Annotated in this window: 11 protein-coding genes; 8 read left to right on the top strand and 3 right to left on the bottom strand. The window is 33.1% G+C overall.

The window, feature by feature from the left end; genetic code table 11:
• Window positions 1-151: transposase (locus FEZ33_RS10995; protein WP_138405300.1), on the top strand; the 151-nt coding region annotated here is incomplete at its 5' end.
• Window positions 152-247: 96 nt separating this feature from the next.
• Here the strand turns inward: FEZ33_RS10995 and FEZ33_RS10990 are convergent.
• From FEZ33_RS10990 to FEZ33_RS10980, 3 genes are all read right to left on the bottom strand, one after another.
• Window positions 248-1,237 carry a DNA cytosine methyltransferase gene (locus FEZ33_RS10990; RefSeq protein ID WP_138405427.1) on the bottom strand — a complete coding sequence of 330 codons (990 nt, stop codon included), beginning with the start codon at window positions 1,235-1,237 and terminating at the stop codon, window positions 248-250.
• A gap of 99 nt (window positions 1,238-1,336) precedes the next feature.
• Window positions 1,337-2,560: a DNA cytosine methyltransferase gene (locus tag FEZ33_RS10985; RefSeq protein WP_138405426.1), complete on the bottom strand. Its 1,224-nt coding sequence runs from the start codon at window positions 2,558-2,560 to the stop codon at window positions 1,337-1,339.
• Between the two features lie 90 nt (window positions 2,561-2,650).
• Window positions 2,651-3,829, bottom strand: coding sequence for a phospholipase D-like domain-containing protein (locus FEZ33_RS10980; RefSeq protein ID WP_212746705.1), 1,179 nt, complete (start codon window positions 3,827-3,829; stop codon window positions 2,651-2,653).
• Between the two features lie 239 nt (window positions 3,830-4,068).
• Between FEZ33_RS10980 and FEZ33_RS10975 the strand changes: the two genes are divergently transcribed.
• The 7 genes from FEZ33_RS10975 (at window position 4,069) to FEZ33_RS10945 (ending at window position 13,570) form a co-directional block, all read left to right on the top strand.
• A complete protein-coding gene (locus FEZ33_RS10975) occupies window positions 4,069-6,873 on the top strand; it encodes a Z1 domain-containing protein (RefSeq protein WP_138405425.1) in 2,805 nt (934 codons plus the stop codon).
• Window positions 6,870-8,894, top strand: a complete 2,025-nt coding sequence (locus FEZ33_RS10970) for a hypothetical protein (RefSeq protein ID WP_138405424.1) — start codon at window positions 6,870-6,872, stop codon at window positions 8,892-8,894. Before FEZ33_RS10975 ends, FEZ33_RS10970 begins: the two co-directional genes overlap by 4 nt.
• On the top strand, window positions 8,894-9,823 hold the full coding sequence (locus FEZ33_RS10965) for a hypothetical protein (RefSeq protein WP_138405423.1): 930 nt from the start codon (window positions 8,894-8,896) through the stop codon (window positions 9,821-9,823). The genes FEZ33_RS10970 and FEZ33_RS10965 overlap by 1 nt, the downstream gene beginning before the upstream one ends.
• A 5-nt stretch (window positions 9,824-9,828) precedes the next feature.
• The gene (locus FEZ33_RS10960) at window positions 9,829-10,512 is read left to right on the top strand and encodes a DUF6339 family protein (RefSeq protein ID WP_138405422.1); all 684 of its coding nucleotides are present in this window, start codon (window positions 9,829-9,831) and stop codon (window positions 10,510-10,512) included.
• A 3-nt stretch (window positions 10,513-10,515) separates the two neighbouring features.
• Window positions 10,516-11,559: a restriction endonuclease PLD domain-containing protein gene (locus FEZ33_RS10955; protein ID WP_328590795.1), complete on the top strand. Its 1,044-nt coding sequence runs from the start codon at window positions 10,516-10,518 to the stop codon at window positions 11,557-11,559.
• A gap of 16 nt (window positions 11,560-11,575) precedes the next feature.
• A complete protein-coding gene (gene dcm, locus FEZ33_RS10950) occupies window positions 11,576-12,880 on the top strand; it encodes a DNA (cytosine-5-)-methyltransferase (RefSeq protein ID WP_235888830.1) in 1,305 nt (434 codons plus the stop codon).
• Between the two features lie 144 nt (window positions 12,881-13,024).
• A complete protein-coding gene (locus FEZ33_RS10945) occupies window positions 13,025-13,570 on the top strand; it encodes a hypothetical protein (protein ID WP_138405419.1) in 546 nt (181 codons plus the stop codon).
• The last annotated feature ends 181 nt before the right edge of the window (window positions 13,571-13,751 follow it).

Raw genomic sequence — 13,751 nt, 5'->3', positions numbered from 1 at the left:
CGAAGGTATTAATAATAAAATTAAAGTATTGAAACGAACAGCCTACGGCTATCGAAATTACAGTCATTTTAGAGACCGTATTTTACTTATGACGCGATTATATGTCCCTCAGACAAATAAAAAAGATCAAGCAACAACTTATGCTGCTTGATCTTGATTAAAATGAGTCATCAACCCTATTTGACAAAGAGCCTTTATTTACAGCATTTATCAGTGGTTGATTTTATATCTGAATTTGACTTACCTTTTATACAAATAATTCTAATTGTACACTTTCAGCCATTATTCCATCTAAAGCATCAACAATATTCTCTGCAATTCTTTGAATAACAGGTACAACAACAGAATTTCCTGCTTGTTTATAAAGTTGAGATATAGCTATATCCTCAGGGAGCTGAAAATCACGAGGGAACCCTTGTGTATTAAAGCATTCTCTAGGAGTTAATTTGCGAATACCATAATCACTTAGAATTAATGGCACATTATTGCCACCTGTTCCCATATTAGCCGTCAAAGTTGGAACTACGCCACTCTTATTCTCACGGACATACTTACGACGCCATTGATAAATTGTATCTTGAGAGGTAATTCCTTCGGCTAATGCTGGATAGTAGGCATGTTTATCAGCTGTGTAGTAAAAGGAATCATCGATTTTTCCATTAAAATCAATGATATCTGTTAATGGTGTTGTCAATTCTATACTTTGGGGGAAAGAAAAATTTTGATAATCCTCCTTGTTATCAAATCCCACAATATAAATTCTTTCTCTATTCTGGGGGATATTGCCGTATTCTTTAGCATTCATTACTTTATATTTAACATAGTATCCATGATAACTTAGTGCTTCCATTATTACTTTGAACGTATTCCCATGATCATGAGTAACTAAATTTTTTACATTCTCTAAGAAAACGACTCTAGGTTGCTTTTCCTTAATTATTCGGAGAGTTTCAAAGAATAAGTCGCCTCTTTCATCTTCAAACCCTTTTCGATAACCAGCGATTGAGAAGGCTTGGCATGGGAATCCAGAAAGTAAGACATCAAAATCTGGCAATTCACTTGCATCTAAATTATGAATATCATCCACAATTATTTGATTATTAAAGTTTAAAGAATAAGTCTTTGCAGCATGCATATCAAACTCATTTGCTAAAATTGTTTCAAACTTTCCAGTTTGTTCAAACCCAAGATCAATACCTCCAACACCCGAGAATAAAGAAACCACCTTATATGTCATTGTTCTTCCTCCAAGATAAAATAATATATTTATATTATAACGAACATACGTTCGGTTTTCAAGGGTGATGGTAGCAAAAAGCCCATCAACTGGGCTAATCTAGTCTAGGTCAACTATAGAATAAAATGCCATAGCTTTTCCTTGTTTAACAATGTTTCTATAATCTGTGTTGTCAATCACTGGGAACCAATCTGGTTTGTTTTTTAACATGTCATTGACTTCATTCATGTCTTTCGCATAACCGAATATATAGCTCTCTCCTGAATTTTTTGTTTTAAAGTCAGTATAAATCAAGGCATATTTAACATCTTCATTCAAGCTTTGATGGCTTAAATGATCATGTTTACTCAATGCTTCTGAAATTTTATCAGCAATTCGACGTATAACTGGAACAACGACACTGTTACCTGCTTGTTTATACAAATGTGAAACTGCAAGCTCAGGTAATTCATAATTAGCTGGGTAACCTTGAGCATTAAATGTTTCTCTAGGCGTAAGTTTACGGATACCTGAGTCAGTATAAATAATAGGTACATTATGTCCACCCGTTCCCATGTTTGCTGTTAGGGTCGGAACCACACCTGATTTGTTTTCACGAACATATTGTCTTCGCCATTGATAAACAGATTCATATGAATCAACTTCTTCTTCAAGTTTATCGTAAAAAGGTTGCTTACCTTCTCTATAGTAATACTTCTCATCCTTTTCAGAGGCATAATCGATAATATCTTGAAGCGTCGTTGATAATTCAATTGCTTCTGGAAATTCGAACGCATCATAAGCAGCTTTATTATCGAACCCAACAATATATATCCGCTCACGATTTTGCGGTATATTACCATAATCTTTACCGTTTAGGACACTCCATTTTATATAATAACCATTTGCTACTAACGATTCACGAATTACTTTAAAGGTATTTCCATGATCATGAGTAAGCATATTTTTCACATTCTCAATAAATATTGCTTTCGGTTGCTTTTCTTTAATCATACGAAGTAACTCAAAAAATAAATCCCCTCGTTCATCTTCAAAGCCTTTTCGGTAACCCGCAATACTAAAAGCTTGGCATGGGAAGCCTCCTGTAATAATATCCACTTCAGGTATCTCATCTGCTTCGACTTCATGAATATCTCTTTTATCTAATGATGTATTTGGAAAGTTTGTTCGATAGGTCACTTGTGCTTTTTTATCAAACTCATTAGCATATACGGCTCTGAACTCGCCGGTTTGTTCAAAACCAAGCTCAATTCCACCAACCCCAGCAAAAAATGACGCAATTGTATGTTTGCTTTTTATTGTAGAACTTACAGATTCTTGCATTTGCTCTCTCCTTTATAATTTGTTTTCGAAGCTATTATTATATCATTATGAGACGTGATTTGCAGCCAGAAATTATTCTGACCTTAAATTTTATGCGTTCTCTTCTTTAAATTCAGTATATGAGCCAGTTTCCATGAAGTCTAATAGATAATAATCTTCTGCTTTCTTTGTTAATTTAACACTATCGATGCCTATTTCATTTAAGGTGCTCATGTTAACCAGATGATTTGGTGCAATCTTCAAGACGTCTCTTAATATCCATCTTCCTAAATCTTTATTTGGATCCGACATCAGTGCCTTGCCTCCGGATTGTGCTACTTTACACTTCATGACATCACCGTTAGGTAACTCCACTTGAAAGGTTGGGGAATCTTTTGCACTCTCCCCTTTTACTTTCCTTTGTTTCGCGTATGCAAAAAATGTATCAAACGATTCATGAATCCATGCTGGAATAGGTATGTACACTTCATCAGGATGACGAACTCTCCCCTGAGCATTCCATTGATTTAATCCAGAACGCTGTGGTACATCTCCACGATTTGGCGAATATAAAGGTAAAACAATATAGTTTTCTTTCGATTCTGAAATAAGTCTTGAATCAGCAATCTCAACTTGCATAGACTTTAGTAATTCAAATGGATTTTCTAAGATGTCTACATCAAAAGTTACAATTTTATTTTGTTCTTGAGTATAAAATCGTTTAAGAAGTGTATTTTTAGATAATGAATAGGAATATTCGTTGTATTTGTCAGTAAATCGAATAGTATTTTTACTTTGTTTCTTTTGTATGCGAATAGAATTTATGTCCACTAAATCTAAAGGTGTTTCAAACACATTCATCTTGCCTGGCTCTCTAGTAATTAAGTGATAAACCGAATCAGTTGCATCTGTAATATTTTGAGTCACTTCGATTCGTTTATTTCTAAGTTCAGCTATCATATAAACAATCTCTTCATGACTTTTGAGTTTACGAACCTTATCACTATCACCATTAAACTCTGCGACCTTTTGATACGTCCGTCCATTATTTTGCAAGAACGTTTTTAAGCCGATACCAACTCTGTCTTTTATTGCATCATAAGACACGTCACCACGTGATAAGTTTTTGGCATCAAATGAAGCACAAAATAAATTCTCATGTGCCCGATAATAAAGATAAGGTGAATTGCTATCAGAAAAAAGGTTTGATAGTGAACCTAAAATTTTCAACATCTCAATATATTCTTCTTTTTGACTTTTGGTTTGATTATTCCAAAACAACTCCGACACTCCAATCACTCCCTATTAGTTATGACCTACTATATTATAATATCCCATTTTAATTGTATTAAATTTTCTACTTTTTCTAATATTATCGCATTAAACTCACTTAGTCGAATATCAGATATTTTGGTGTGAGATATTCCAAAAAAGATAACATTAATGCTATTAAACCTAATTTATTCCCTTCTAAACAGTCAAACTTTTGTTATAATATAGACACTATTATAATAACTAGGAGCGTTTACATGAGCATAAATTTTGGCGACAAAAAATTTAATATTTATAGAAATTATATCGAAGAACGCAGAACGGATTATGAAACAAGTTGGGACTCGCTTTCAGATTTCGACTTCTATACTCGCAAGGATATTGGTTCAGAAGCTTTTGAAGAGTTTAAGTTTCAAATGCTTAAACCAAGTGATACAGATATTGATTATTCAACTTGGCAAGAACTTGTTAAATATATGAAGAGTGATTCTAAAAGTAAAAAAACAACTTTATTATCCAAAAACAGCAAAAACGATGCAATATTATCAGACGATCCATATTCTCAATGGAAACAATATGAGAGAAAACTTGTCAGCAAAGGGTTTTCAGCTGAATCCATTGCAAATATTAAAGATGATGCCTTCAACATAGTCCAACAATTAAGTATGGACACACGCGAAAGCGGTGCAATTAAAGGGCTAACGATCGGTGATGTACAATCGGGAAAAACAGCTAATATGGCGGCAGTTATGTCAATAGCTGCTGATAACGGATTTAATTTTTTTATTATTCTATCAGGAGTGATCGAAAATTTACGTATCCAAACAGCTAACAGGTTATATGGTGATTTAGACTCAAATAAAGGTGCAGCTTGGTGGGATTGGACTAATATTGATAATCCAAAAGTTTCAGATAGAAGTGCACCGAATAATTGGAATAATATTAACTTACAGGAACATAGCAAAAAGAAATATTTCGTTGTTTCATTGAAAAATAAATCTAGACTAGATAATTTGGCAAAGTGGCTTTATTCGGATCCAAATAAATTAAAACAGTTAAAAATACTCATTATCGATGATGAAGCTGATCAAGCAAGTATTAATACAAAAAAACTAGAAGATGAAGAAAGAAGTACTATTAATAAAAAAGTTCTCGATTTAGTAAATGGTTTTAACGGAAAGCAAGCCCTTGCAGTCAACTATATATCTTATACTGGTACGCCTTATGCAAATGTATTAAATGAAATTGGGGATTATTCGTTATTCCCTAAAGATTTTATCTATACCTTAACACCTTCAAGCGACTATCTTGGTGCTGATAAAATGTTTGGTTTAGCAGAACCAGAGACAGGTCCTTCCTTACCCATCATTAGAACAATCAGTGATACAGATAAAGAATTAATAAAATCTCTGCATAAAGGGGATACTAACTATTTGCCACCTAGTTTTCAAAAAGCGATTGATTGGTTCGTGTTGGTTTCTGCAATGCAAAGACACTTACGTTTTACGAAACCCGTATCAATGTTAGTTCATACAAGTTTAAAAATTGCTGATCAAGAAAAAGTGGCTTCTTTAATTCGTGCATATTTAGAGAGCATGCGTGAGAATCGTGAAGAGTACTTTGATAAATTAAAAGAATTATTTGAACATGAATCGACTGAATTTACTAAAGAGGATTTCTCTGAAGCAGTCACATCTTACTCAAGTAAGGAGTTCATCAATGACTATCCTAAATGGGAGGATATTTTAATCCAACTTAAAGGCCTAATCAACTCAAATAACGAAAATTATGTTGATCATATAGGTTTAAAAGATGATGAGGCTTTAGAGTATCATAAAGGATTCCATCTTGTTATAGATAACAGTCAGACTCGCGTTGAGAACCAACATGTTCGACTAGTTTATCCTGAAAGGAGACTTAGCTTTGCTCCACTGTTCATTGTAGTCGGCGGGAATACTCTATCTAGAGGTTTAACCTTAGAAGGACTTGTTAGCTCTTACTTTATCCGTCAAACAAAGCAAGCTGATACTTTATATCAAATGGGAAGATGGTTTGGTTACCGTCCTACATATGAATTATTCCCTCGAGTTTGGATGGATAGTGAGACTAAAAGACGATTTGAATTCATTACTCAATTAAATTCTGAACTTATTGAAGATATTCAAGATATGAGTGCTAAAACTTACTTACCATATGAAGCTGGAGTCAAAATTAAAAATTCACCTAATAATAATTTTTTAAGAATTACTTCAAGTAATAAAATGCAATCAGCAGAATTATCTGATATTGATTTTTCTGGTTTTAATCGTCAAACAATCCTATTTAAAAACGAGCTATCAGTTTTAGAAAATAATTTGACAGTGACAGAAAAATTCTTGAACTCTCTTACTGGTGAATTTGACTTATCTAGAAATAAAATAATTTGGCGTGATGTTGAATATGATTTCGTTAAAAAGTACTTAGAATCAATGATTTTTAGTGATAAAGATACTGCCTTTTCAAATATTAAAGCTTTTCTAGATTGGTACGATGATACTCGCGAAGAGAATGGTTACGCTAATTGGAATATTATACTTTCTTCGAAAGGAAATATCCCGAAAGTATCGGATAATCAGTCAGGTTGGGATATTCATGGTTATAACCCACCGAACATCCAACGTTCGCGATTAGGTCAAGCACAAAATGATGGAAAAACAGTATCAATTGGTGCGTTACGGACACCTTCTGATTTAATCAGCGATATCGAACAATTAAATTCGGAAGATATGAAAAAGAGCCCTTCTGGTAGAGAAGCACAACAACTTAGAGCTAAACATGGACTGGGTAACGTGCCACAATTAGTGATATATCGAATTGACAAAGGAAAGCAAACTGAAGAAGAATTTAGGAAAGCTCGAAGTACTTCAAGTAATAGATATCCTTTAAACTTCGAAAAAGATTTAATCGGAATCAATCTCATGATTCCAGGTGCACGAAAAAATAAAAATCTTGCAAGAAAACTTAAAATTGTTGTTCCGATTAATGAGGATGATGGCGATTCCCATAAGGAGGATGAAGAATGAAAATTGAAATTGCACGTATAGATGACAGAATGGCGCCTTCTGGAAAAGCTATATTACGGTCTTTGCAGAATGATTCGCTACCAATAGTCGATTTAGTTGTTCGTGAATCATTCCAAAATAGCCTTGATGCCACTTTACCTAAGAGTGATCAAACAAATATTGACGTAACCATTGGCAAAATCGCAACAAATAAAATTGCTCATCATTTTGACTCTATCGATACTCGACTTAAGCAATTATTTCCAAGAGAGTCAACTATTGTAGCTATTAGAGATAGTAATACGTCCGGTTTAACGGGAAAGTTTAACACGGATGATAAAGATGAACTTAATAACAGTAATATATATAAGTTAATTTACGGTCTAAATATGAATCAAGACAAAGTAGATGCTGGTGGATCATGGGGTCTAGGAAAAACTAGTTTCTTCAGAATGGGCAGTGGCATTGTCATATACTACTCACGCGTTAAGCATAATAATAAATACGAGGAACGATTAGCGGCCTGTCTTATTGAAGACTCTGATAAACCAGATGCAATTATGCCTAATAACGACAGAGGGATTGCTTGGTGGGGCGAGAAAGAATCTTCAGATATCTATGCTAAAACATTGCCGATTACAGACTCTCAGTTTATCTCTGATTTTATTAGCTCATTAGGGGTTAAATCGTACAGTGGGGATGAAACAGGGACAACTATAATTGTGCCTTTCATAAATGATTCAAAAATAACTATGGAAGACAATTCAAAAAATGATTTCCCTTGGGAAACTGATATTGAAGAATCTATTTTACAGGCTATTCAAAGATGGTATTTTCCAAGAATTTATAACCGCCATTATAGTGAGTTTACTAATAATTCTATATTAGTTCCTTCAGTTAATGGACGTACCATTCGACCCGAAAATTTCAGTTTGACTTTTAGTTGGTTTCAATCATTGTATTCATACGCTATACAATTAGACTCAACTGAGAGTCCTAAACCACATAAAAGAATTCAAGCAAAGGCGATTCATTTAGCCTCTACTGGGATGTCGAACAGAAAAATCCCCATTGGATACTTGGCTTATGTACAATTAAGTATCGATGACTTAAAGACGTATAAAAATAGTGGATTTATCTCCCCTATTAATTATATTGGTAACGCGACTTTTAAAGACGGTAGCCCTTATGGAGCAAATATTCTTGCTTATATGAGAAAGCCAGGGATGGTAGTTGAATATGTTGTCAACGACAATGAATGGATGAAGGGTTTATCCCTTGAAGAAAATTCATATGTTTTTGCTGTCTTTGTACCTAATAGTGAGGGTAATTTGCATAAGAAATACTTGAATTATTATTCTACCCTTGAAAGCTATCTTCGAGATACTGAGAATGCAGACCATGCAACTTGGATTGATAAAATCATTGATAGTGGGCGAGTGACTATTGTCAATCGAATAAAAAGATCAGTTGCTAAAGAATTATCAACAGATTTAAATAATACTGAAGCTAAGGCCTCTAAGCGTACATCAGCTTTAAGTAGACACTTCGGTAATATGTTCCTACCTATGTCTAACTTTGGTAAATCTGCTACAATTCAGCAAAAGCCTCAAAGAAAAAAGAAAAAAGACACATTGGCACCGAATTCGCTCATCAATGTCACTGATATTGGGTTTGTTTCTGAGAATTTACGTTCAGTATCATTTAACGCGACCTTGCAAGCAGATACAAAGAGCACGCTATTCTTTACTGTTCTCACGACAGATAAGGCATATAACCAAGAAAGTTGGAATAAAACTTTTGAAGGTTCGCTTCCTTTTCCGTTTATTATTAATAAAGTTAATTTAACAAAAATCGCTAATAAAAAAGTAAACCATGTTACAGATACATCGCATAAAAAATCAGCTAGTTTCGAAATACCAAATCCAAATAAAGAAAAATTAGTTATCGAAGGAACGATTGAAATCGAGATACATGATTTATCTATGGCTCCTAGCTTGTCGATGAATACCGAACATATCAAAAAAGAAGGTGATGACTAATGAGTTCAAAATTTCTTTTATACAAACTGCTTGATGAAAACTTAATGAAAGAAGCAGGCATTTACCTCTCGCTTCCAAAGCTGTCATATGCCGATGTCTTAAATGATGAAAAAACCATAGAGTTAGACGATTCATATTCCTACAAAATCAATGAATATGATAGTATTTGGTCACCTACCGAAAATGAACTACAACTTACACAATCAATCTCAATCAAACACCCGTCTAAATTATTTGGTCTAGAGGGTGTAACCGCTCAAGAAAACACCTTAGCGATTGCTGTAAAAATACATTCTCGAACATCAAACTTTACTGAGAATCTTATTCTTAAAAAATTCGGTATGAAAGATTCAGATATTGAGATTGATTTTGAAGAAGTTTTCGAACCAAATTCATTACGAGGTACAATCTTTTTTGAATATTATTTAATCGTTCATGAACTACATAACACTTCCCTTTTCCAAGCTGATGAAATCGGGATGCAGCTTAGCTCAGAACCACTTCTAGCATATTCTGTCTCTGTAGATGGAGATGGTTCAGAATTCCCTATCGAAGAGTTCCATGATCCCGAAAGTGGCTTATGGAGAATCTGGATGGATTGGGTTGATGTATATTCAGACTCATTTGACTCTTCAAATATCAGAATCTTAATTAATAGCGCGCATCCATTATATGATCGCCTTTATACTAATACGAATAAAATGAATCAGTATACATTAAATAATATTATTGTCTCATCTATTATACTTGTTATTCAAAAAGCAATTATTATTGATCAAAACATCATAGATGAAGATATGGATGCTGAACCAAATAGTATTGCTAAAGCAATATGGTACTGGGTGTCTACTTTTAATATTCAAATTGACTCATTGGAAGATATTTCTAATAGCGCTCATGCAAATCTAGACCCATTCTCTAAGGAGTGATAATTATGTTAAACTGGCCTGATTATAGTAACACTAAAGCCGAAAGTGACTTTGAGTTACTAGAAAGTGATCCAAGACGTCTGATTGATGTTAAGGTCCCTAATGAATTTAAAGAACTTCGAGCGATGTTTATTCAAGCCCGTGATGAAATTTATGAAAAATATAATATCGATGAAAAAGGTATTGATCGTTTTAAATATACTTTCGATTTAGAATTCGGTTTAGAGTTATACCGAATCCTAAATCAATCATTTACTTTTACTAACCGCGACGCATCAAATGATGATATTTGGAAGTTTTTGTCAATTAAAGTCATTCCAGATATCGTTCATGCGCGACATGGCCTGTCAGCTACTTATTACTATAAAATGAGCAGACGTGTTTGGTTGAAGCAAATATATTGGTACGTCAATTTAGGTTGGCAAGGTAGTTATGAAGAAACATTTAATATATTAAAAAACAATACTACTGATACAATTATGAACATTGTTGAACGCCCCGCCGAAGGTTATAACATTGAATTAGTGCGAGAAATATTAAAACAATACAATCGCTACAATGATACAAGTAGAAAGATACTCAGAAAAGTTTTAGTATTAAATACAGCCTTAATTAAATCAAACTCACCTGAATTTTTTGACGGTGGTATCACTAAGTATGTACAACACCTTTTTGAACGGGTGGTGTGATATATCGAGAGATCAAATAACTCATTATATTCGAAAATAATCGTTCCCTACGCAAATAGATGTTCAGACTTATTTATTATATCTGGTTATGCCTCTTCATCAATGACAGAAAGATTATTACATGACTATCCTAGCTTAAATATTACTCTTTACATTGGTATGACTACACATGAAGGCCTCTCTAAGAAAAATCATGAGGGATTTTTGAATTTGACCAACCAATACGGTGAACGAATCAAAATAATGTATCAAATTACGCAACCTCCAACTCATATAAAACTATATAGTTGGATTAAAGATGGAAGTTACTATATACATTTTGTTGGGTCAGCTAACTTCTCTGAAAATGGATTATTTAAACTAAATGAATTAATGGTAGAAAGCCAACAAAATTTTGAGCCCCTGTATCTTGAACAAAATAAGAAATCAGTTCCTTGCACTCATCCAGATATTCAAAAATTAATCACACTATATGATGATAGCATTGATACTGACCCAATTATTGAACTCGAAGTAGATAAAGATCTTGTTACTGAAAATGATGATTCACCCTACTCCCGAAATGAACGAACAGCGTCTAATGCAAGACAGCGAGCAACTGAACAATCTTTCTCAATTTTTTTTAATAAGCAATTAACATATATTACTCATAGTCCTTCAAATTATTATGATATAATAGAAATTCCCGTTGTTTTCAAAAACAATTGGAATAGTTCTCGTAGAGGAATAAATAATATGTTTAAAGCTGGACAGGCTAATTATTTAGAACAATCTAATAAATATCCGTTCACCAACACTTTCCCTTATAATAGAAAGCTCAAATTCTTTACAGATGATAATAAGATATTAGAGGGAAGATTCGATGAGGATCATGATGGTCGTTTATACTTTTATGATGATATTTACCAATACTTTGCAAATAGGTTAGGTATAAATGAAAAACGCCCCATCACTTATCTTGACTTAGAAAAATATAATAAAGATTTCGTGAAAATTTATAAAATTAATGATACTGAATTCCTTTTTGATTTCAGTAATCGAGTTTAGGAAGGATTTGATAATTGTGCTTAATATAGTTGAAACGTTTAGTGGGGTGGGCGCACAATCCGAAGCACTTAAGCGCGCTAAAATCCCATTCAAAGTTTCTGCTACCGTTGAATGGGAACTAAGCGCGATTTATGCATATGATATCTTGCATAATGGTCCTCAGGATTTAAGTCTTTATCGTCATCATAATAAAGAATCTTTATTGAAGGAATTGGCTCAATATAATTTAAGTTCTAACGGTAAAGAACCCATGACTGAAAAAGCTTTATCTGCTTTAACTGTTGGGCAACTAAAAGCAATCTATCATTCATTAATAAACAATAATAATCTTGTGGATATTACTTCAGTTTCTGCAGATGATTTGGACGATGATATTGATATCTTAACTTATAGTTTTCCCTGCCAAGACTTATCAGTTAGCGCTCGATGGTGGAATAATTCAAGTGGATTAGATCGGGATTCTGGAAACCGCTCAAGTCTTTTATGGGAAATTGAACGACTATTAATTGAATTTAAGGAACAAAATAAACCATTCCCTAAATTCTTACTCATGGAGAATGTTACAGCAATTAGATCTAAAGCTCACATTGAAAACTTTAGAGTATGGACTAATTTTTTAGAAGATTTGGGGTATGTTAATCAAATTTATGATTTAAGTGCAACCAATTTCGGTGTACCTCAATCAAGAAAACGAACATATATGATTAGCGTATTTGTTGGGGATGATCTGGAGATTGAACAAGAAGTTATGGACTATTTCCTATCAAATAATCTTGAACACATCCAACTCTCCGCAGAAAATATCAATCCGATCAGTGATTACTTAAGATTAGATTATTCTGTAAAACATTATCTTGAGGAAGCAATTCATGCTACACCGAATTTTACAGCTTCTCGAGAAAAAATATTTAATAATAACTTAAAATTAGCAACTGATAGTCAAGCAGATAACTCTTTGATTGCTCGTACTATTACTACAAAGCAAGATCGTAATCCCAATTCTGGTATTATCGCTTATGACAAGAACCCTTTAGTTGAAGGAACCAGATATCGAAATCTAACACCTAGAGAAGCCTTTTTGCTTATGGGATTCACGGAGGAAAATTTCGATAATCTAACAATTAAGAACCCTTCTGAAGACGTAAAAAAAGCTTTTCTAACGCAAGCTAAGTTATTAAAGCTAGCTGGAAACAGCATTGTAGTTAATGTCCTCTGTGGTATTTTTAAACAGATGGATTACATAAACACCCATATTCTTCCTCAAGATGACAAGGAATCCCAAAGTTTATCCGACTTTGGTTTAGAAATTAATATACTATAATTCTTAATAAACACAAACGAAGTTAGGAGCTCTACAAATTTGTAGAGCTCCTTGTTTTATTGATGGCATCTCTTTGAATATAATTATTGATCGCGATATTAAACTATGAGATCATTAATAAAACGAAATAAAGAAGGTATTATTATGGATATATTGAAAATTCAAGAACTGTTAAATCAGCAAGAACAAATTAATGCTGAAATAAAACAACTTAATCAAAAGTCTTTTGAAATTAATGAAGAATTAGAAAATTATTTATTAGAAAAAAATGTTCCTAAAACTAAGTTAAGTAAAAGACAATTATTAGAATCACTAGGTTTTACTGTTAGTACAACAAGTAAAAATGGCACTCAAGTTAGCATTATAAAAAATGCCTTAGTCGAATACACTGTGCTATTCAAGCAAAGCAGGTATTATTCCGAAAGCTCGCATAATGCTTGGTATACCTTTAATTCAGGTATTGAAAATTATATTGATTACGTAATACTCGAATACTCATTAGGAACAGGAAAAACAATTTACTCAATTATAGATAAAATATTATTCTCTGAAATTGCTGAAAAGGCTAAGAAATTTCCTGATGGACGATTTAACATCTACATTCTAGGGGATGAAGAAAAGGCAAGTGTTCATAACAAGACAATAGATCTTACAGAAACATTGAATAATTTCGATATTCTAAGAAAATAATTTTCTATAGCCTAACAAATCCTTATGTCCTTCTTTTCATGAGAAAAAATATTGGGCTCTTTGTCAAATAGGGTTGATGACTCATTTTAATCAAGATCAAGCAGCATAAGTTGTTGCTTAATCTTTTTTATTTGTCTGAGGGACATATAATCGCGTCATAAGTAAAATACGGTCTCTAAAA

The sequence above is a fragment of the Ruoffia tabacinasalis genome (assembly GCF_005864045.1).
In the GTDB taxonomy this organism is placed as follows: domain Bacteria; phylum Bacillota; class Bacilli; order Lactobacillales; family Aerococcaceae; genus Ruoffia; species Ruoffia tabacinasalis.
Note: the sequence above shows the minus strand (reverse complement) of the source record. Positions and strands in the feature narration are given on the sequence as shown.